This window comes from Paenibacillus sp. PL91, from assembly GCF_012935325.2.
Taxonomy (GTDB): Bacteria; Bacillota; Bacilli; order Paenibacillales; family Paenibacillaceae; genus Pristimantibacillus.
Window position 1 is genome coordinate 89,853 of the sequence record NZ_JABBYG020000011.1, and the last position, 21,766, is coordinate 111,618.

A 21,766-nucleotide genomic window follows, 5' to 3' on the forward strand; every position below is an offset into this window, starting at 1 on the left:
TGCAAAGGGAGCCGGATGGTTCCCTTTGCGGGTTCTAGCAAAGCATAGGAGGGAATTCATGTGAACGGTGTGTTGAGAGTAGGCAAAGGAACGTTAGCCGTCTTCGTTCTTCCCTGTTTATTATTTTATTTAGCTTTTGTTTTTGCGCCTATTCTCGTATCGGTCTACTATTCCTTTATGGAATGGGCCGGAATGGGTGAGAAAACATTCGTTGGGCTTGAAAACTATAAAGTATTGTTTACGAAAGACACGATATTTTGGCCGGCTGTGTTGAGGACGTTATATATTTCCTTGTTCTCGCTTGCGCAAATCCCGATTGCCATATTGGTAGCCGTGCTGCTAAGCCGTTATGTGAAAAAACCGAATTTCTTGGTCTCCAGCTACTTTTTGCCGGTTATCCTCTCCGTTGTCGTTATCGGGCAGCTCTGGAAAGCGATCTATAATCCGGCTTCGCTCGGGGGGATGCTCAATCAACTGCTCACAGCTGCAGGGCTGCAATCTTGGACCAGAACCTGGCTGGCGGATACCGACATAGCGATTTTTGCACTGTGCTTCGTTATTTTCTGGCAGTATATCGGCTATCACGTTCTGATTCAATTTACGGGGGTTCAAAATATTTCGACGGATCTCTACGAGGCAGCGAGCATCGACGGCGCGGAAGGCTTTAAGGCGGATCGCTATATTACGCTTCCCTTGCTGGCGCCGGTCATCAAAATTTCCGTCGTGCTTGCCGTCATCGGCTCGCTGAAGGCCTTCGATCTCATCGTCGTTATGACGGGCGGAGGACCAGCCAATACGACAGAGGTCATATCAACGCATATGTATTATATGACCTTCAATTCATTCAAATATGGGTATGGCAGTACCATTTCAACCTTCCTTGTCATTTTCTGCTTAGTGATGACGGTTGTGTTGAACCTGCTGTTCAAGCGCGCAGAAGAAGCCGCATCCTAAGGAAGGGAGCTACGAGAGATGATTACAGAAGCAGCAAGCAAGAAGGTTGCGAGAGCATCGTCCAGAAAAACCGAGAGCTTCGATACTCGCAAAATCAGACGTGCCGGAGCTTGGGTGTTTATGGGGATACTCGCTGTCACGCAGCTTTATCCTCTGATTTGGCTCCTGCTATATTCATTTAAAACCAATAGCGAGATTATGTCCGGCCAATTTTTCGCGCTGCCTAAATCGCTGCAATGGAACAATTATACGGAGGCCTTTACTTCGGGCAATTATATGAAGTATGTTGGAAATAGCATTATCGTAACGGGAACGACGCTGATCCTAACGCTTGTGTTCAGCGGCATGGTATCGTATGCGATCACCAGGTTTAAGTGGCGTTATGGCAACACGGTTCTGCTGCTGTTCATGGTCGGGATCATGATTCCGATTCAGTCCACGCTGCTGCCGCTCATGATTATTTTCAAAAACTTGCATCTTCTGAATACGCATTTGTCGATCATTATTCCATATGTCGCGTTCTCGATTCCGATTGCCGTGTTCATCCTGTCGGGATTTCTAAAGGGCATTCCGCATGAAATCGAAGAATCTTCTATGATCGATGGCGCATCGATCTATAGAACCTTTTTCAGCATTATCCTTCCTATTATGGTGCCGCCGATCATGACGGTCACGATACTTACGTTTATCTCGATTTGGAACGAATATATTATCGCAGCAACATTCCTATCCTCTGATTCGCTCAAGACGCTGCCATTTGGACTTAATAGCTTCGTTGGCCAATATACGGCGAATTTTGGCGCGATTGGCGCTTTCCTTGTACTGGGAGCGCTGCCCGTCATCATCGTTTATTTCATTCTATCGGAGAAGATTACGAAGGGCATGGTTGCTGGTGCAGTTAAAGGCTAAGCGGATGCAATGAAAGGCTGGAGACAGCCTTTTTGCGTTTGAGAGATTGGAATGTTTGTAGGGGGTACGTTTTTGAAAAGGCTAAGGCTCAACTCGTTCGGCGCGCGACTGCTGCTCTGGATATTGCTGTCTACTCTAGTGCTGCTTAGCGGAGTTACCGGTGTATTCTATCATTACACGACGAAGCAAATCGATATGCGTGTCGGCGAGGCTGCACAGCGAAACGTCTCGCAAGCGATGGATAATTTTACGCTGCTGGCTAAAGGGTATGACAGCCTCACGAAGTCGATCATTGGCAATGCGGAAATTCAGCGGCTGCTGTCGAAGGAAGAGACGGATCCTAATTTGCAGTTTAATAAGGAATTGCTGATGATGGGCGCTTTAGGCTCGATTCTTTACAGCTATAACGATGTGAAGGGCATTCATGTCATTACGAGCAATGGCAACGTGTACAGCTACGAAACGACTACCCATACATTGAATCGCGGTTTTTTGAAAAATGAGTGGTATCAGGAATTGGAAAGCTCGGACGGCGCGATGGTTTGGGGCGGTATGCTGGAGGAGTCGCTGACGGTAAGGGATGATGCCGTGTTTACGTTCGGACGTGTGATGACCAATTTGTTTACAAACAGGCCATTAGGCGTGCTGCTAATCGAGGCTGATCCGAAATCGTTCATCTCCTCGATGAATAACTTGATGATCAAGCCAGACAGCCGCTCGTATGTCTATTCGGATGCAAACCGATTGCTGGTATCCTCGGGCCCGGAAAATGAAGCTGCTCCGACGTTATCGGATTTGTCGCGCTATTCCTTTCTGTTTGAGGCTGCTGACAACAGTGACTCCAGCCATTTAATCGTAACCTCAAGGGATCAGAAGCTGGGCTGGAAGCTTCTTAGCATTACGCCCAAGCCGGTTACGATGGTCGAGCGGGCAGAGGTGAACCGCTACTTTATTATTGTGACATCCTCACTCGTGCTATTGGCTATTATACTGGCTACCTTCCTGTCCAGATCCATTTCGAGACCGATCAAGACGATCGTGCAGGAGATGAAACGAGTCGAGCGGGGGAATCTGAGCACAAATTTGGTCGCTACGCGCTCCTATGATGAGTTCAATTATTTAAACGAGCATTTCAACCGGATGGTTACCGAGATCCATCAGCTTGTAGAGCGTGTGAAAATGGCGGCTGCGAGCGAGAAAAACGCTGAAATTCATGCCCTGCAATCGCAGGTTAATCCGCATTTTTTGTACAATACGCTTGATATGATTTATTGGCTGCTGGATGAGCAGGGCAATGATAAGCCTGCGAATTTGGTTCTTTCTTTATCGCGGATGTTCAGGTACAGCAGCGACTGGCGAAGCTCGCTCGTTAGCTTGAAGGAGGAGCTTGATCAGATTAAACATTATCTGACCATTATACAAGCGCGCTCTGATGGCCGCATTCGGGTAAATATCCATATTGATGAGCAATGGCTGCAAACGCTATTGCCCAAAATGACGCTCCAGCCGCTAATTGAAAATGCCGTTATCCATGGCTTAACGCAGCAGGAGGCCGAGGGCTTGGTTCAAATTATGACCTCGGAAAAGGGACAGAAGCTGTATATCCATATCAGAGATAATGGAAAAGGGATGTCCCGTGCGAAGCTGGCGGAGCTTCAGCAATCTCTGAGCCTCGCGGAGCGGCTCGAATGGAGCCAGCTCGAGGAGGAGAAGCGTATGAATAACGCCGAACCGCAAGTTTATGGCGAAACGCTTCGTTCGGGTACTGGCTTCTTGAACGTGCATCGACGGCTTGTGCTGGAGTATGGCATCGGTTACGGCTTGCAAATGGAGAGCGAAGAAAATATCGGAACGACGGTCACCGTAGTGCTTCCTGTATTAAAGCCGCAGCCGTAAATGCACTTGCGAAACGGAGGGACATAAATTGAATGTATTAGTGGTTGACGATGAGAGAGCGATTCGGGAAGGAATTAAACGGACGGTTGTCCATTCATTTCCGCATTTAGATGTAAGCACGGCCGCTTCTGCATCAGAGGCGCTTCAGGTGCTGCAGCAATCGCGGATTCAGGTCGTTTTTCTCGATATTATGATGCCCGGCATGAATGGCTTGGAATTGCTGAAGCATGTCCGAAGTTCGCACGCTTATACGAAGTGGATTGTCGTAACGGCCCATTCCGAGTTTGCCTATGCCCAAGAAGCGCTCCGGCTCGGAGCGCGTGATTATATATTAAAGCCGATAGGCAAGGATCAGATTGTTGAGGCGATTGCTGCCCTTGAAGACGAGTATCGCGAAGAGAAGCGCCAGACGCCGGATGCCGGTTTATTTGAGCTGAATCTGAAATATTTGCGGGAGGCCGTTTTTAGAAGATGGATCGGGGGGCTTGATATTGGTCGCTTCGATCTGACAGCCATTAAGGATGAGTATGAGCAGTTCTATCTCATTACGATTAAGCTTGCGAGCAGTGGAGAGCTGACGCTTCATAATTTTATCGTCGAGAACGTCATGTCCGAATATTTGGGCTTGAGCGGCAAAGGCTTCATTCTTAGTCTGGATGGCGATTTCCTGACCGGAGTCGTCACGTTGAACGAGAGTCTTACACCCGAGGCATTCACAGCTGGCGCAAGCGAGCATTTGACGCGTTATTTGAAGGTCGCTTACCAGCTCGATATGAGCCCGCTGCTATCGGATTTTTATGCCATTCCAAGTGAAATTCGCAAGCTCCATTTGGCCGAAAACGCACAAGTGGCAGTTCCCCCGTCCGAAAATAAAAATGATGTCATCGATATCGCTCTTCAATATATTCGCAGCAACTTTAAAGAAAATTTATCGCTGGAAATCGTCGCATCGGTCGTTTATTTGAACCCGGTTTATTTCAGCAAACTATTTAAGCAAAAGACGGGCAATGGCTACAAGGAGTATGTGACTCAGCTTCGGATGGAGCGGGCGAAAGAGCTGCTGGCTGCTCCTGACATGAGCGTAACCCGGGTGGGCGAGCTTGTCGGTTATCCCGATGTCCGGCATTTCACGCAGGTGTTTAGGAAATATTGCGAAAGCACTCCGAGCCAGTATCGGCTGGAGAAAAAGAGCTTATAGCCGCGTAGATCCGAGAGCGCTTTGAGGGTGATGATGGAGTAGCTGCTTCTGCAGGATAGCGCGTTAGTTGAGTTGTATTCCTATTCCAAGAGCCTTAGCGCGCCCTACAAAATAATTCGCAATCGCCATATCGAACACCGCCATACCCATCGGGCAAAATAATACGGGCTCCGATGCAGCGAACTTCGCCAAAGCTCCTCGGCATACGACATCGGTTAACGAGCTAGTCTGTGCTTTGGATAAGCCGCGTTCAAGATGCAGCAGCTCGATGTCGGTATTCTCACGGCATACCTCCTCCCAGTCGTCGACAATAATCGCGGTAATGCTGCTTAGGGCTGACGCTGTATAGTCGCGCAAGGACACATCCAGCAGTAGGCCGCCTGCTGCCGGAGGGCTATCGATATACCGCTTATTGCTCACGGTGCACGTAATAATGAGATCGCACTCGCTATATAGTTGCTGCCAGCTGCTCGCTAGCTTGGTGCGTCTCCGCAGAGCGCCGTCAACACCGGCCAGCTCAGGGCTATCCAGCTCGCAGCCGCGTATATCGTATACGTGCACCTCCTCCAGGCGCTCCCCGAATAGCTGACTGCACATGTCATAATGAAGCCGTCCTACCGGTCCGAAGCCAATAATGCCAAGCTTAAAGCGTCGCTCTGCATCTTGCTCCTTAAGATAATGGCGGATCAGCAAGCCGCTGACCGCTGCGGTTCGAGCGGCGCTTGGCAGCGGCGTGCCAAGCATGGCGTACGGGATGCCCGTATCGGCGTTGTTTAGCAGCGTAACGCTGTGCGCGCGAGGCAAACCGGCATCGATATTGCCAGGAAAGCTGGCAATCCATTTGATGCCGGCTGCCTGAATGGAGCCGCCGATGTAAGCGGGCATGGCAATGATCCGATTGGCTGGATTGCGGTAACGCAAATAAGGCTTTATGGGCTGCGCATAGTCTCCGGAATCCATAATTCGCACCGCAGTCTCAATGCTGTCAACAAGCTCTCCCCAGTGTAAGCCGATGGTGCGAATATGCTGATCGCCGAGATATAACACGGGCATTATCCTTTCGATTATCGAATATAGAGCTTATGAATCTGATCTAAAGCGAAACCCTTCGAATTGCTGCTCCACCCATTCATCGCAAAATACGGTATCCATATAACGCTCCCCGCGATCATGCAAAATGACCACGCATACCGCATCGTTTGGCAGCTCATTCTCGATTGATTTTAAGGCGTGGATAACCGCGCCAGAGGAAGGGCCAGCCAATATCGATTCCTTCGCAGCGAGTTGCCTGCAGCCGGCGACCATATCTAGGTCGGCTACCTTTATAGCCTTATCCATAAACCTTGTATGGCCAAAAGGAGGGATGATGCCTGTTCCGAGGCCGGGAAATCGTCTGATGCCGTTTGCTCCGCCAAAAATAACGCTGCCTTCCGCATCTACGGCAACGATTTTAGTCGGAAGCCCATGCTCGCGTGCATAATTAGCGCAGCCGAGCATCGTACCGCAGGTGCTTACTCCGCCAACGATGTAGTCGACATGACCCAGCTCCCCGATGACTTCGCGCATCGTTCCCTCGGAATGGGACAAGTGGTTGTTCTTATTTGCATATTGATTCGGCCAGAAGCTATTTGGAGTGAGCGATACAAGCTGCTGTACTCTGTGAAGCCTTGCAGGCAGAAATTGTCCGGTTTCAGGGTCCACCTTGTCAACCAGCTCAATATCGGCACCGTATGCGCGCATAATCCGAATGTTCTGCTGCGTCGTCTTTGGATCGATAACGCTGATGAACCGCATGCCCAAATAGGAGCAGATAGCTGCGAGGCTAATGGCCATATTGCCTGAGCTTGACTCGATAATGACGGAGCCGGGTCCGATGGCGCCCTCATCCCATGCCTCGTTAATGATGCGGGCCGCGGACCGATCCTTGGCGCTGCCTCCCGGGTTAAGCAATTCGAGCTTGGCATATACTTGAATGCCGCGATCATTAGCGAACAGCTTCGACAGCTGAATAAGCGGCGTATTCCCGATGATTGACAACACATTTTTACCCAAAGGCTAAGCACTCCTCAAAAATACAGTTTTTTTGATTTCACCGCCCCGCGCTCAAGCTGCTCTGTTTCCGCTGCGCGTGTCACTGCAATGCCGTCCAGCATGCGATTTTGAATCATTTGTCCGATCTCACCAATTTTATGCTCGATTGCATGCTGAATATGAACAAGCATTTCATCTTTCAACGATTTACTTTGAATATGAATGGACAGCTTGTTATGACGAAGCCTTACGCGCAGCGCAGCATCGCTTACGAATTGATGAACGACGCTTTCGATGTCGTATAGGCTGATTTTTTCCCCATGCTTCAGATCCGTGCCGATCCGCTTAGAAATACAGCTGAAGCATTGCCTCTCCCGCCCGTCAATGATGCGGATCTGAAAATCTCGAACGACATCGTAGGTAACGTATCGAATGGCCGGGAATAAGGTGCGCACGTAAGAGGTAAGCACAAGAACGGCCTCATTTTGCTGCAACGGCTCAAATTGTTCATCGATTTGCTCGGCGGGCAGGGCCTCGGCTTGAATGCCGTCTTCGATGACATATAGGCCGTGCGAGTGAGAGTACGAGGCAATAGCGCCAATCTCAATCGAGCCATACGTATCGAGAATATGGCGAGGCTCGATTCCAAACCGGGCTGCCATGTTGGACTGCCACTGAAGGGGCGCAATTTCACCGACAAGTATCATTTTTTTGATGCCATAATGCTGCGGATCGACTGAGTTGGAAGCGATCGCGTCCAAAATCGACGGCATCGTATAAAGAAGGTCTGGGCGAGTGGATTCCAGCCTTGCGATATGCTCTTCGATGGGCAGCGCAAAGGATAAGGAATCTGCCTGCAGGCCAAGCCGCGCAAAGATCGTCATGGCTGTGTTGGCCGCATGCCCCGTACCCATGTCCGCTAACGCTTTGCGGATCACAATTGGCTGGTGGCCGTCTGAGTCGGACGCCGCGAGCCAGTCCCGAAAGCAAGCTGTTTTCGCTTCGATGTAGCGCTCATCGTCCTCCTGTGAATAATAAATCGCTTTGCGAACACCCGACGAGGTGCCGGAGGTTCGGTAAACAGATAAACCGGCCTCGCGCCTAGCCTCTTGGGTGAAATAATGCTTTTCCAAAATATCGGATGTGATAAGGGGGAGGTCGATTAACTCGCATGCTTGCGTATCTATTCCTTGCTCATCAAGGAGAGATTTGTACCAAGGGTGCAGCTGGCCTATACGTTCTATTTGCTGCTGAAACGGGGTTAATGGCGACATTCGGTTTGAGCCTCCTGCAACTTGGATGAATGCGTTAATTAAGCATATGTCGCTAGCGTTTACAGGTTCGACCTATGCCGTCAGCGGCCTACATCCAATTTGCAAAAGGTTCGTATGCTATTAGGGGGTGAAGAAAGATAGGAGGGATTGGATGAGAGGGAAGCGCGTTAAGGCTTCGTCTACGAATAAATTAAGTAAACACATATCGGATAAGTGGGCGAAGACCGAGGTGTTGAAGAATGATGCTGAGATAAGAAAGCATTTGCCTATGACACAAATGTTGACGGAGAGTCGTTTGCAGGGAATGCTGCAGCAGTATGGGATGGTTTATGTGAAGCCGACAAAGGGATCTCAGGGACGCGGCGTGATGAAGGTGGAATTAAAGGAGGTTAAGAGAGCGGGCAAGCTCGTTCAGAGCTACACGTATCAGCTTGGCCTGAAGAAGCGAACCTTCACTACGCATAGAGCGTTATACCTTTCCATTTTGAAATACGCGAAGGGGAAGGTCTATTTGATTCAGAAGGGTATCCATCTGCTTAGGCATAAAGGATGCCCTTTTGACCTTCGGCTCGTTGTGCAGCGAACGCCTCGCGGCGGCTGGAATGCAACAGCAACAGTGGGCAGGGTAGCCCATCGTCGCAAGATCGTAACGAACGGAAGCGCAGGGGGAACGATCTATCCAACGGCGCATTTGCTGAGAAGCTATGCGAGTTCGGCTAAGCTTACAAGCATGCTGAAGCAGATGGACCAGCTCGGCGTCCGCACGGCGACGCGGCTTCATCGCGTCTATCCCGGCATTGTGGAGATTGGTCTCGATCTTGCCCTCGACGCGCAATTGAAGCCATGGATCCTTGAGGTAAACACCTCGCCTGATCCTTGTCCGTTCGCGCTGCTTAATGATCAAACGATGCTTCGCAGAATCGTGCGTTACGGCAAAATGAACGGAAAAACCTACAGGCTTCGCTGTAAAAAGGCGAAGCGCGGGCTGTAAAGAGGACGCTGCTGCGCCACTAAAGTCTAATCGGCAAGAAACAGCGATTCCATGGAAAAAGCAGTGCGGAAACGAAGGCTCTCGACGGGATCGCGAAGATCGCGGCCGGTGAGCCTTTCGCATTTTTCAAGGCGATAGGTGACGGTGTTGCGGTGGACGAACAGCTGTTTGGCGGTCTCCGCAAGCTGGCAATGCGTCTCGTAGAAGGTGCTGAGCGTCTTGAGCAAATCGCTTCGCTCTTTCCCCTCAATGCTGAGCATATCCTTGAACGTTTCCTCGTAATACTCCCTCAGTTCCTCCTTTGGGATCATCCGAAGCAAGTTGTTGAAGTTTTTGGCGCGGTAGGGCTGAACAAACTGCTTCTTGCGCGCATCGTAGCCGGTTTGCAGCGCTTCGACCGCTTCCTTGTAGGACAAGGGCACATCGGGAAGCTGCGATACCGGATTGCCGATGCCGATCGAGATAGGGATGCCGTGTGTCTCTCCAAGGCTGCCGACCATCTGCTTCAGCTGCTCGACAAACTTGCTCCCCTTGCCCTCTGTCACATCCTGGCCCCCATGCATGGCGATGAGGAAGCAGAAATATTCGTTCTTGGTAAATAGGACAAAGCGAAGATCCAGCTTCGAAAACTCGCCTTTTAGCAGGTTGTAATGGCGGTCGCGCTCGGAAATGAAGCGACCGTCCGACTCAAGCGCGCTGGAGGGGCGAAGCAGGTCGAAGGACGTATCCCGCTTGGCGACAACGCTGATATAGACGGGATGGTTGAGCAGCTCGTAGTTTTTGCTGCGATGCAGAAGCTCCTGCTCGGAAGTGATCAGACCATCGACGAAGTCGGAGAAAAACTCGTTTTTGTACCGCCGCGACCGCTCCTTGACAGCCTGCTTCTTCATGAGCTCCAGCCCAATAACGTTGGCGGCTTGCTCCATCGCATGCTTCGTGAGGTTGCTGAGCTGCTTGCTAATATCACTCGTTAATGCAAACAAGCAGCCTTCCAGCTGAAAGGTGACGATCGGATGCAGCACGGCTGACGAATATAACGTGCCTGCGAACGATTGTAAGGGAAGCGGGATCGTAATGGAGCTGTGCAGCGGGGGTGCTGCCAGCTCTCCTTGGAGCACGTTCATCAGCTCAGCATACAGATCCTCTGTCATGGAGCTGGAGCGAAAGAGCAGTCCGGCATGCTGGTTCATGAGCATAACTGGCGAATCGATAAGAATCGCGAGTGCTTCGATGACATCCTCCGTGCTTTTGCCCTGCATAATCATTTGAGAAAACTGCTTATGCGTCGTTAACGCATAGTGCAGCTCGTCGGTGCGCTTCTCCAAAATATGACTGAGCGAGTAGTTGGCGATATCCCCTAGCGATTGCTCCAGAGAAAGCTCGATAATCGGAAATTGCAGCTTCTCAGCGCGCTCAATGACATCCCTCGGGACCTCCTGCAGAAAACGTTTTGTCTTAATCGCAAGACCAGCGCAGCCGACCTTCGCCATATTAGTTACGAGAGCCAGCAGCGCTTCAGGGTTATCCTTCATCGCGTAGCCTGTCGTCAAAAGCAGCTCCTGCGGCTTTAAATAATGAATAATATCAGGCGCGTCCATGATATTCACCGACTGGACGCTATTTGTTATGCCGTCTTGTCCGGCAACCACTTTTGCATTCGCGTAAATAGGGAGAGATATGAGCTCTTTGAGCAGCATGATAGCACCACCAATGGATTAATGTTATGTTTTATGACATCAATATATCACTTATGCAGATTGGTGTAAATGTATGATTGTATAGGTTATTCAACGAAATCCGGCTATTTTTAGCTAATGTGCACAATGACAAGGAAACGAATTCGGATTATGATGTAGCTATACATCACCGATACATGTAAGTTAAACTGACAACAAAATGGATTGGGGTTGGAGAAATGAAGTTGGTCGTGAACCAAGTTGGGAAGAGCTTCGGAAGCAGAACGATTTTGAAAAATGTAGATCTCACCGTTAACTCACACGAGTTTATTTGCATACTTGGCCATAGCGGATGCGGCAAATCGACGCTGTTAAATATGATTGCGGGTTACCTCTTGCCTGATGACGGTGCCATAACGGTAGACGGAGAAGAGATTAAGGGCCCTTCGAAGTCGCGGGGAATGGTGTTTCAGGACCATGCGCTTTTCCCTTGGATGACCCTCAAGGACAACATTGCCTTTGGTCCTGAGGTACAGAAGATGCCGAAGGCTCAGGCGAAGGAAACGGCGATGGAGTTTCTAAAGCTGGTGGGGCTGGAGCAATACGCCTCGCATTATCCAGGCGAGCTCTCGGGCGGCATGAAGCAGCGGGTGGGCATTGCGAGAGCACTCGCGAGCAAGCCGGATATTTTGCTCATGGATGAGCCGTTTGGCGCACTGGACGTATTGACGCGTGAGACGATGCGAGTCGAGCTGCAAAAGATTTGCAGTCAGCTGAAGCCGACGATCCTGTTCGTTACGCACAGCATTAGCGAGGCAGTGTACTTGGCAGACCGCGTAGTCGTCATGAAGCATGGCGAGATTGCGGAAATTTTTGAGGTGGGCATCAAGCATCCTCGCTCGTCGCATTCTACAGGCTTTGGCGAAATGATGAGCCGGATTGAACGGGTTCTAATGGATGAGGAGCATCTGGAGCTTGCTCCTGCAAAGGTGGGGTCGTAATGAATGGAGCGAAATTATCTACAACTACGGTAAAGGAAGCGGGAGCAGCATCGCCTGCATTAGGCGGAGCGAGCGTTATTAGCAAGCAGACACGCGGCAAGCGCCCGTCGGCAATCCATTCGTTTTTTCAAAAATACAACATTCTCCCTTCCATCTTGTTCTTCGTGTTCTGGGAGCTGTTCTCTAGAGTGAATGAAACCGCCAAGTTTTTTAATCCGAACTTCCTGCCGGCTCCGACCGTGCTGCTCGCGGAAGGCTGGGAACTGGCGAAGACGGGTATTATTACGGACAGTCTGATCTCAAGCACGATTCGAATTGCGCTCGGATTTGTGATCGGCAGCGCGGTGGCAGTTGGCCTCGGCGTCATTATGAGCAAGTTCAAAACGGTGGAGCGCTGGTTTTCGCCGATTCTTAATCTGGTCGGACCCATTCCGACGCTGGCGCTTTTGCCCTTGTTCATTATTTGGTTCGGCATCGGCGAGTTTCCGAAGGTGCTGCTCATCGCTTGGACTACCTTTATTCCGGTGCTGGTGTATACGCTTGACGGCTTCAAATCGGTTCCATCGACCTTAATTCGTTCAGCGCTTAGCCTCGGCGCGTCGGAGCGGCAAGTTTTTACAAGAGTCATGCTGCCGTCCGCTATTCCGAATTTCCTCGTTGGGGCGCAGGTCAGTCTCGGGCTTTCGTTCTCCGCTCTTATCGTCTCTGAGATGATGGGTGCAAAATCGGGGCTTGGCTATATCATCGTTGACGCAAGAAATTATTTTAAAATCTCCAATATGTTCATTGCCATCATTTTGATTGGCTTGGAATATAGCTTGTTCTCCTATCTGCTGAAGCTGGTAGAGAAGAGGGTCATGGTTTGGCGCAAAGGCGGGCTTCGAGATGCCATCGAGAAGTAACGCTGCATAACCGAGCCAGTCGGCAACAAGCGAAACCCGCAAGGCGCAAAGCAAAACAACTACAAAGAGAAAAGTGGAGGGAATACCTATGAAGAGATCGGGGAATTGGTTCAAATCTGCAATTGTACTTACGTCGTTAACCTTTGTGCTTGCTGCCTGCGGCGGCAACAATAATGCGCCAGCAGCTGTGAATGAAGGCTCGTCCACGAATGCGCCGACAACTGAGGCCTCAACGGCGCTTGAGACGGTGGATCTAACGCTGGTCGGCGTTCGTGACGCCCAAATCTCCTCGCAGCAAATTATTGCCGATAAGCTTGGCTACTTCAAGGAAGAGGGGCTTAACGTAACGAGCCAGCTGATTGAGAGCGGCCCGGATATCGGACCGATGGTTGCCGGCGGCAGCGCGCCTGTGAGCATTCAAACGAACTTTATGGATATTATTTTGAAATCGACGGACATTCCGGTCAAAATCATTGCTCCGCTCGCTCAAATCGCCGGTACGCAGGCGGTAGTTGGTTCAAGCAAGCTTGAGCTGAAGAGCGCGAAGGATCTCGAAGGCAAAACGATCGGTATTCCGAGCGGCGCCGACGTTACGATTGCGATCAACAACATGGCCAAAGAGCTTGGCGTTGACGCCAGCAAAATCAAATACGTAAACCTCGCACCTAGTGACGCGGTTGTTGCACTAGAGAAAGGCGATATCGATGCGCTGGCTGCGTGGGAGCCGTTCATTACGAAGGCGATACAAGGCGGCGGCAAATTCCTCTTCAGCGGAACGAAGAGCGAGCTGCCTGACAAGCAGGGCGATGTGAACTGGATGAGCGTGCATACGACGCTTCAAGTAACGGATGACTTCCTTGCGAAAAACCCGAACACGCTGAAGGCAGTGCTGCGCGCTTTGAAGAAAGCGACGGATTACATCAACGACAACCGTGAGGAAGCAATCAAAACGCTGGCTCCCGAGCTGCACTTAAGCGTAGAGGAGCTTACGCAAATTATGACCCGCAACGTGTATTCGATGGAGGTTGGCGACACTTACGTGAACGGAAGCAACGGTCCGGCTGTTGGCGAGTACTTGAAGTCGGTTGGCAACATCAAGTCGATTCCGGCGCCTGCTTCCTACCATAACCTAAGCCTGCTGAAAGAAGTGGATGCAAGCTTGATCGTGACGGAGCTGAAGTAATAGTCGGATCAAAATGCCGCAGATGGGCTGAGGTTAGGCGCATCTGCACGAAATAAGCAGCAAATCGGGCCGCTGACCTCATAGTCCGCGGCCTGATTTTTTTTACAAAGCTGTATCCATTGAAAATTTGATTAACGATGTTTAACTATTTGGCTGTATCGCCTCATAAACTGCAATCAGAGTGTTTAAACGAAGTGAGCGCGAGCGCGAAATGAGCGGATTTTAACGATGGACGGAGAAAGGCGGGGAGTTCGATGATCGGACGGGATAAGCTGGATGTCATCATAAAAAAGGGTACTGTCGTGTTGAAAAATGAAGTTCGCGTGCTGGATATTGGCATTAAATCGGGAAAAATCGTTCAGCTTGGCGAGCGGCTGGATGCCGATCAGGCGGTTGAGCTGGTGGATGCAGCTGGACTAACGGTCATGGCGGGCATGATTGATGTTCACGTGCATCTGAACGAGCCTGGCCTTGGCGACTGGGAGGGCTTCGAGACGGGCTCCGCAGCACTTGCGGCTGGCGGCTGCACGACCTATGTCGATATGCCGCTGAACGGGATTCCGCCTACCGTTACCGTCAGCGCCATGCGGCAGAAGCTTGCTGCCGCGAAGGATCGGTCCTATGTGGATTATGCCCTATGGGGCGGGTTGGTGCCGGGCAAGCTGCATGAACTGATCCCGCTGCACGAGGCGGGCGTCGTCGGCTTTAAGGCGTTTATGTCATCGCCGGGCGATCCGAGCGAGGATGCGTTCCGCGAGGTAGACGATTATACGCTCTACGAAGGGATGAAGATCATTGCGAGCGTGAACAAGGTGCTTGCGCTGCATGCCGAGAGCGAGCCGATTGTCGCTAAGCTTGGCCAAGCTATGCGGGCGGAAGGGCGGCTGACGTCGGCTGATTATGTGGCCTCGCGGCCCGTTATTGCCGAGCTGGAGGCGATTAACCGGGCGCTCTTTTATGCGGAGCAGACGGGCTGCACGCTTCATTTTGTCCATATTAGCAGCGAGGCTGGCGTTCAATTGATCAAGCAAGCGCGTGAGAGCGGGATGAATGTTACGGTGGAAACCTGCCCGCACTATTTGACATTAACGGCAGCCGATCTGGACGTGTTGGGCGCGGTTGCCAAGTGCTCGCCGCCGCTGCGCGACACCGCGGAGCAAGAAAAGCTGTGGAGCGTATTGGCAAAAGGCCATGTCGATATGATCTCGTCGGATCATTCGCCTTGTCCAGCTTCAATGAAGGAAGCGGATAACTTCTTCGATGCATGGGGCGGCATTGCCGGCGCGCAAAGCTCGATGGAGCTTATGGTCGGGGAAGGCCATATTAAGCGAGGCTTACCGCTTACCCAAATCAGCGAGCTGCTTGCTGGCGGCCCCGCACGGCGCTTTGGCCTGCAGGCTGCTAAAGGTGAAATCCGAATTGGCATAGACGCCGATCTGGTGCTGATTGATCTAAACAAAACGTATACGTTGGAAGAGGAGCATTTGTATCAAAAGCATAAGCACAGTCCTTATATCGGCAGACAGCTTCATTGCAAAATCAAGGCCACCTATTTGCGCGGTCAACTGGTATACGGGGAAGCTGCGGGGCTCAGCGAGAGCAAGCATGGCCAATGGGTGAAATAGATTTGGCTATCGAGATAGGAGGAGCAGCTATGGAACAAAATGTACGTATCTCTCCGCAGGAGAAGGAGCGGCTATTATCCCATTTTGAGACGCAGATTATGCAGGTGTTGAACTGGCTGGCTACATTCAGCCCGGATGAGGAAGGCGGCATTACGCGGCTGCTCTATACCGAAGGCTGGCTAGAGGCGCAGCAGGCGCTGGCACAGAAAATGGCAGGCTGCGGCCTGAAGACGGAATTTGATCATGTCGGCAACTTATTTGGAAAATTACTAGGCGAGGATTTGGATGCGCCTTCTATTATAACGGGGTCCCATATCGATACGGTTGTTCAAGGCGGTATGTATGACGGAGCCTATGGCATTGCGGCGGGTCTTTTGGCGCTGGATTATTTGCAGCAGCAGTTCGGCAAGCCGAAGCGGACGCTTGAAATCGTCTCCCTCTGCGAAGAAGAGGGAAGTCGGTTTCCGATGGCTTATTGGGGCTCGGGCAGCATCGTCGGGAAGCGGAATTTTGAGCAAATCGTGCATTTGCAGGATTCCGACGAGGTGTTTTTTACGGATGCGATGCAGCTATGCGGCTTTGGCGAGGGAATGGGAAGGGATAGCCGCCGCAGCGACATTGGCGCCTTCATTGAAGTGCATATTGAACAAGGGGCGGTGCTTGAGGAAGAGGGAATTGCGATCGGCGTTGTAGATACGATTGCAGGCCAACGAAGGCTGAAGTTCGAGGTAATCGGCGAATCCAATCATGCGGGGACGACGCCGATGCATATGCGAAGGGATGCGCTTGAGGGCGTGAGCATGATGATTCAGGCGCTGCGCCGGGAGGCGGTACGAATTGGCGAGCCGCTCGTAGCGACCGTCGGCAGGCTTCTGGTGTTGCCGAATGTGCCGAACGTCGTGCCGGGCAAAGCCATCTTTACGGTAGATGCGCGCCATGCCGATGGGCAGGTGCTTGATCGCTTTTGCCGGTGGGTTATGCAAGAATTCAGCTCCATAGCAGACGAGCGTCAGCTCGCTATCCAGGGGACGGAATGGTTCCGCGAAGAGCCGGTGCCTATGCACGGCAAGCTCAAAGCGTATATGGACGATGTATGCGGCAAAATGTCGATTTCCTCGAAGCGAATGGTTAGCGGCGCGGGACATGATGCCCAAATGTTCGAGCATATTTGTCCGACCGCTATGCTGTTCGTTCCGAGCAGGCGCGGCATTTCACATTCGCCCGAGGAATACACGGAGCCGCGCGATCTCGCGGTTGGCGTACTCGTATTGACGGAGCTGCTTTACCGATTAGGCTATGAGGGGGAAGAGCTATGAAGGCTTATAAGGATTTATCGCCATCGCCGCGTACGATTATGACACCAGGCCCGGTCGAGGTCGATCCACGGGTGCTGCGGGCGATGTCTTTTCCGATATTGGGACAGTTTGATCCTGAGTTTACGACGCTTATGAATGAGACGATGGGGATGCTGCGGCAGCTGTTCAAGACGGAAAACGAATGGGCGTTTCCCGTAGACGGGACGTCAAGATCCGGCATTGAAGCGGTGCTCGTCGGATTAATTGAGCCGGGAGACAAGGTGCTTGTGCCCATCTACGGGCGATTCGGCCATTTGCTGACGGAGATTGCGAGGCGCTGCGGCGCAGAGGTCGTGACGCTGGAGAAGGAATGGGGCTATACGTTCGATACGGAGGAAATCGTTAACGCCATTCGTGAGCATCAGCCTAAGCTGGTGGCTCTTGTCCATGGCGAGACATCGACGGGACGGATGCAATCGCTCGAAGGGATCGGACAGGTGTGCAGGGAAGTGGATGCGTTATTCGTGGTGGATGCCGTTGCGACGATCGGCGGTATCGAGGTGGCGACGGATCGTTTGCTTATCGATGCCGTTATCGCCGGCACGCAGAAGTGCTTGTCCGTGCCAGCTGGAATGGCGCCGATCACCTATAACAAACGTGCGGAAGCGAAGCTGCAAAGCCGCAAGAGAATTGAAAGAGGCTTGCTTCTCGCTGACGGCGAGGATGATCCGCTGCTGCGCCCGATCCAGAGCAACTATTTGGACTTGAGCCAGCTTCAGGATTACTGGAGCCCGGCTCGGCTCAATCATCATACGGAAGCGACCTCGATGCTCTATGCGCTGCGCGAGGGCTTGCGCTTAGTGCTGGAGGAAGGGCTCGAAGCGCGCTTTGCCCGGCACAGAGAGCATGAGGGTGCGCTGATTGCCGGCTTGGAGGCGATGGGACTGCGGCTCTACGGGGACCCGTCCTGCAAAATGACCGTCGTCACATGCATCGAAATTCCTTCCGGAGTAGACGGGGAATCCGTCAGGACGATGCTGCTTGACCATTTTGGAATTGAAATTGCCAGCTCCTTCGGTCCCCTGAAGGGCAAAATATGGCGCATCGGCACGATGGGCTACAGCTGCAGCAAACGTAACGTGCTTCTTACGCTTGGCGCGCTCGAAGCGGTGCTGCTCCGCCATGGCCATCAGCTGGAATCGGGCCGGTCGCTGCAGGCGGCGATGGATGCTTACGCGATGTAGCGACATTTTATAAAGACTTTACGTTAACTTTACTTTGCTGCGGCTTTACTTTTACCACCGACCTATACAATGTCCTCAAGGCGAATGAATCGGATTGGGGGCAAGAGGATGGTCAAGTACAAGTGGACGCTTATGGTTACGATGTTGATGCTTGCTTTGACGGCGGCATTCCTGCTGCAAGGGATGAATCGGTTTAATGCGAATGCTTCGGGAGATATGTCGGACCCGTTTCTCGATCCCTATGCCTTGTCGCTTGCGCATAAGCATGCGGGGCCAGCTATGGAATCGGCGGCGGAGAAGGGTGTGCAGATGGAGCTGTCTTGGCCGCGGGGCGAACCTGCTGCAGGCATGCCATCACTGCTTTCATTAACCGTTATGAACGGCAAGGGTGCAGGAATTAATGATTTTGAAATGTCGAATGAGAAGCTGCTTCATCTCATCGTCGTAAGCGAGGATTTGCAGCAGTTCCAGCATGTCCATCCCGTGTATAATGGCGCGGGCATGTTCGAGCTGCCGATTACGTTTCCTGCGGGAGGCAGGTATAAGCTGTATGCGGATTTTTTGCCGAAAGGGATGAATGAGCTGACGCGAATGGGCGAGGTGGAGGTGCGCGGTGAGGCGGCCGCGCCGACTGTCTTGAAGGCGAGTGAAGTCTTGGCAGCTCATGCTGGCGGTATGAAAGTAGAACTTGCGTTTCCAGAGAGACTTGCGCCGCAGACGCAGTTGAGCATGACCTATACGTTTACCGACGAGAAGACCGGCGAGCCGATTGAGGATTTGGAGCTTTACCTCGGCGCGGTTGGCCATGTCGTCGCGATTGACGAAACGATGGGGCAAATCATCCATATTCATCCGCTCAACTGGGCGTCTTCAGGGCCGCAGGCCGTGTTCGGCGTCAGCTTTCCGGCAAGCGGCTTATATAAAATATGGGGTCAGTTCCAGCGTGATGGTCAGACGCTGATTGTGCCGTTCGTTATTCAAGTGTAGTTGATCGAACAATGTTGAAGAGTCTATCTACGAAAGCGGTTTTTGCCTTCCCAACGGAAGCAGAAGCGTATGGCTTTCGTAGGTAGGCTTTTTTTGTGCTGAGCCAAGGCCGAAGGTTTACCGAAAAAGGATAAACATATTAAGCTCCCTTTACCTTTATGCCCGTGTTTTATTACCTTCGCATGTTAGAGTATGTAACATTAACAAACGGAAAAGGGGGATACGGTGGAAATGTGAGAAGAAGCGTCTAGAAGTCTTAGCGTCACCGACCGACTAATAGAGAAATGATAATTGGAGGGAAACTATGAGAAAGAAAAAACTAATCGTATCCGTTATTGCCGTGTCCGTCGTTATTGCTTCCATTAATATTTTTCCGGGGGCGCTTGGGCTAGGGAGGCTGAGTGCCGCTGAGATTGACAAGATCGTCTACCATCCGCTTAATCCGTTAAGCCCGCAAGAGATTGAAGAAGCAGCCGATATCATTCGAAAATCGCAATATGGCAGCAAGGATATGTATTTCTCTGAAATTAAGCTGGAGGAGCCGGAGAAAGAGCAGGTGTGGGCATGGGATGATGCCGGCGGAGCCAAGCTGACTAGGGAAGCGACATTTACCCTCGTCAAAGGAAGCAAGCCTTATGAAGGCACCGTGAATCTGGATACGGATAAGGTTGTGTACTGGAAGGAAGTGAAGGAAGGCTGGCCTTTCTATACGGAGTGGGGGCAATCTGAAGCGATCGTCGAAAAGGATAAGGATGCAGTAGCCGCTCTAGCAAGGCATGGCATAACCGACCTCAGCAAAGTATCCTTCGCAGACGGTCCGCTTGGCGATTATGGACCAGAGCTGACGCCGCCGGGCTCGCGCCTTGCGATGTCGGTACCGCGTCCGAAGATCGAGGGAGCCGTCAACAATTTCGCGCACCCTATGGACGGCCTTGCCTTCCTAGTTGATCTGAACGCCAAAAAGGTTCTTAAAATTTATGAGTCAGGTAACCCTCCGGTTTCGACTGATCCTAACGATTACACGAAGATTATCAAGACGAAGCGGACGGACGAGATTAAGCCGCTCATTATCAGCCAGCCGCAAGGCGCAAGCTTCTCGGTTAAAGGAACGTCGGTCGATTGGCAAAACTGGAAGTTCCACTTCCGCCTCGATCCGCGCGTAGGTCCTATGGTTTCGACCGTGTCCTACACGGAGAACGGAGATAAGCGCAAGATTATGTATGAGGGCGGGCTTGGCGGCATGATGGTTCCTTACGGCGATCCTGACGCGGCGTGGCTGTACAAAATATTTATGGATGCGGGCGAATACGGCGTAGGCCTATCGACTCGCAGCCTCAATATAGGCTCCGATGTGCCGAAGAACGCGACCTTGTTCGATGCGGCTATCAATGACACGCAGGGCAAGGCAGTAATTATTAAAAACTCGTTTGCGTTATTCGAGCGCTACGCAGACCCGGAATGGTCACATAATGGCGATGCGAGAGAGCGGCGCGAGCTCGTGCTGCGGGCGATTGCTACGATCGGCAACTACGATTATGTTCTGGACTGGGTGTTCCTGCAAAATGGTTCGATCAAGCTGATGGCAGGCGCAACTGGCCTTGCTCAGGTCAAGGCGGTCGAGTCCAAGACGATGGACGATAAAACGGCAGTGAGCGATACGCGCAACGGCAAGCTTGTGGATGCGAACATCGTCGCGCCGACGCATCAGCATATTTTCAGCTACAGGCTTGATTTGGATGTGGATGGCGAATCCAACTCCGTTGGCGAGATATTGCCGAAGGCGATTACGGTGAAAAATCCGGAATTCGCGCGCAGTGAGATGATTACGGTAGAGAAAACGTATAAGGTCGAGCAGGAAGCGATTCAGAAGTTTGATCCGGATAAAATCGTTCTCGTGACAAATTCAAGCAAGGAAAATAAACTCGGTTACGCAACAGGCTATCAGGTGATGCCATATGCAGGCGGGACCCACCCATTTATGGAGGAGCCGCTCTTCACGAAAACGGACTATGTATTGAAACGTGCGGAATTCATTAATAATCATATTTGGGTAACGCCTTACAAGAAGGATGAGTTATATTCCGAGGGCAAGTATACGACGCACAACAAAGACACGGGACTTGGGCTATGGACGCAGCAAAACCGCAGCATCGAGAATAAGGATACGGTCGTATGGCTCACAACGGGAACGACGCATGTCATGCGGGCGGAGGAATTCCCGATCATGCCGACGGAGTGGGTAACGGCCATGATTAAGCCATTCAACTTCTTTAACGAAACGCCGACGCTGGATTTGCAGAAGACAGAGTAGAGTAAAAAGTAGACAAATAAAGGGAAATAAATAGTCGGTATAATAGCCTAAGTGGTCGTATCCTCGTCAGTTTATCATGAGCAAAGCTTTTGAAGCAGCGGCTTTTCCCAGTATTCTTCCCGGGAGAGGCCGCTTTTTTTATTTTGAAAATGTTAATAGTTTCAAAAAATCGCTAGAGGAGGGAAAATAGCAGATGCAAATTAAACGGATAGGCTTCATTGACAATACTAGAACGGTAAATTAAGATTTACCTATCGGACAGGCAGTAAGGTGAGGAGCGAGACAGGCT

At 51.5% G+C, this 21,766-nt stretch carries 17 protein-coding genes; 13 read left to right on the plus strand and 4 right to left on the minus strand.

The features are described 5' to 3' along the window. The first annotated feature begins 60 nt into the window (after positions 1–60). The 4 genes from HI950_RS23000 (at position 61) to HI950_RS23015 (ending at position 4,957) form a co-directional block, all read left to right on the plus strand. Positions 61–954, plus strand: coding sequence for a carbohydrate ABC transporter permease (locus HI950_RS23000; RefSeq protein ID WP_317618433.1), 894 nt, complete (start codon positions 61–63; stop codon positions 952–954). 120 nt (positions 955–1,074) lie between these two features. After that, the gene (locus tag HI950_RS23005; RefSeq protein ID WP_223285464.1) at positions 1,075–1,863 is read left to right on the plus strand and encodes a carbohydrate ABC transporter permease; all 789 of its coding nucleotides are present in this window, start codon (positions 1,075–1,077) and stop codon (positions 1,861–1,863) included. Positions 1,864–1,935: 72 nt separating this feature from the next. Continuing rightward, positions 1,936–3,759 carry a sensor histidine kinase gene (locus HI950_RS23010; protein WP_169087580.1) on the plus strand — a complete coding sequence of 608 codons (1,824 nt, stop codon included), beginning with the start codon at positions 1,936–1,938 and terminating at the stop codon, positions 3,757–3,759. A 28-nt stretch (positions 3,760–3,787) separates the two neighbouring features. Beyond that, positions 3,788–4,957 (plus strand): response regulator, encoded by a 1,170-nt coding sequence (locus HI950_RS23015; protein WP_169087582.1) that lies wholly within the window; start codon positions 3,788–3,790, stop codon positions 4,955–4,957. A 63-nt stretch (positions 4,958–5,020) separates the two neighbouring features. Here HI950_RS23015 and HI950_RS23020 read toward each other — a convergent pair whose 3' ends face one another. From HI950_RS23020 to HI950_RS23030, 3 genes are read right to left on the minus strand one after another with little or no spacing between them, the layout of a single operon-like run. Continuing rightward, complete coding sequence (locus HI950_RS23020) at positions 5,021–6,004, minus strand: 2,3-diaminopropionate biosynthesis protein SbnB (RefSeq protein ID WP_187768152.1); 984 nt, start codon at positions 6,002–6,004, stop codon at positions 5,021–5,023. A 33-nt stretch (positions 6,005–6,037) separates the two neighbouring features. Next, positions 6,038–7,009: a 2,3-diaminopropionate biosynthesis protein SbnA gene (sbnA, locus tag HI950_RS23025; protein WP_169087586.1), complete on the minus strand. Its 972-nt coding sequence runs from the start codon at positions 7,007–7,009 to the stop codon at positions 6,038–6,040. Between the two features lie 14 nt (positions 7,010–7,023). Then, a complete protein-coding gene (locus tag HI950_RS23030; protein ID WP_169087588.1) occupies positions 7,024–8,262 on the minus strand; it encodes a phenylacetate--CoA ligase family protein in 1,239 nt (412 codons plus the stop codon). 151 nt (positions 8,263–8,413) lie between these two features. On the opposite strand from HI950_RS23030, the gene HI950_RS23035 reads away from it, so the two are divergent. After that, positions 8,414–9,253 (plus strand): YheC/YheD family protein, encoded by an 840-nt coding sequence (locus HI950_RS23035; protein ID WP_169087590.1) that lies wholly within the window; start codon positions 8,414–8,416, stop codon positions 9,251–9,253. A gap of 26 nt (positions 9,254–9,279) precedes the next feature. Here the strand turns inward: HI950_RS23035 and HI950_RS23040 are convergent, their stop codons facing one another. Next, on the minus strand, positions 9,280–10,950 hold the full coding sequence (locus HI950_RS23040) for a PucR family transcriptional regulator (protein WP_169087592.1): 1,671 nt from the start codon (positions 10,948–10,950) through the stop codon (positions 9,280–9,282). Positions 10,951–11,168: 218 nt separating this feature from the next. Between HI950_RS23040 and HI950_RS23045 the strand changes: the two genes are divergently transcribed. The 8 genes from HI950_RS23045 (at position 11,169) to HI950_RS23080 (ending at position 21,477) form a co-directional block, all read left to right on the plus strand. Beyond that, positions 11,169–11,930, plus strand: a complete 762-nt coding sequence (locus HI950_RS23045; RefSeq protein WP_169087594.1) for an ABC transporter ATP-binding protein — start codon at positions 11,169–11,171, stop codon at positions 11,928–11,930. After that, the gene (locus tag HI950_RS23050; RefSeq protein WP_169087596.1) at positions 11,930–12,832 is read left to right on the plus strand and encodes an ABC transporter permease; all 903 of its coding nucleotides are present in this window, start codon (positions 11,930–11,932) and stop codon (positions 12,830–12,832) included. Before HI950_RS23045 ends, HI950_RS23050 begins: the two co-directional genes overlap by 1 nt. Positions 12,833–12,920: 88 nt before the next feature. Next, positions 12,921–14,015 carry an ABC transporter substrate-binding protein gene (locus HI950_RS23055; RefSeq protein WP_169087598.1) on the plus strand — a complete coding sequence of 365 codons (1,095 nt, stop codon included), beginning with the start codon at positions 12,921–12,923 and terminating at the stop codon, positions 14,013–14,015. A gap of 254 nt (positions 14,016–14,269) precedes the next feature. Next, complete coding sequence (locus tag HI950_RS23060; RefSeq protein ID WP_169087600.1) at positions 14,270–15,640, plus strand: allantoinase; 1,371 nt, start codon at positions 14,270–14,272, stop codon at positions 15,638–15,640. A 29-nt stretch (positions 15,641–15,669) separates the two neighbouring features. Next, positions 15,670–16,956, plus strand: a complete 1,287-nt coding sequence (gene allC / locus HI950_RS23065) for an allantoate deiminase (protein ID WP_169087602.1) — start codon at positions 15,670–15,672, stop codon at positions 16,954–16,956. Continuing rightward, entirely contained in the window at positions 16,953–18,179 is a 1,227-nt protein-coding gene (locus HI950_RS23070; RefSeq protein ID WP_169087605.1) for a pyridoxal-phosphate-dependent aminotransferase family protein, read from the plus strand. Before allC ends, HI950_RS23070 begins: the two co-directional genes overlap by 4 nt. 108 nt (positions 18,180–18,287) lie before the next feature. Continuing rightward, complete coding sequence (locus HI950_RS23075) at positions 18,288–19,166, plus strand: hypothetical protein (protein ID WP_169087607.1); 879 nt, start codon at positions 18,288–18,290, stop codon at positions 19,164–19,166. A 304-nt stretch (positions 19,167–19,470) separates the two neighbouring features. After that, positions 19,471–21,477 carry a copper amine oxidase gene (locus HI950_RS23080; RefSeq protein ID WP_169087609.1) on the plus strand — a complete coding sequence of 669 codons (2,007 nt, stop codon included), beginning with the start codon at positions 19,471–19,473 and terminating at the stop codon, positions 21,475–21,477. Positions 21,478–21,766 lie beyond the last annotated feature (289 nt).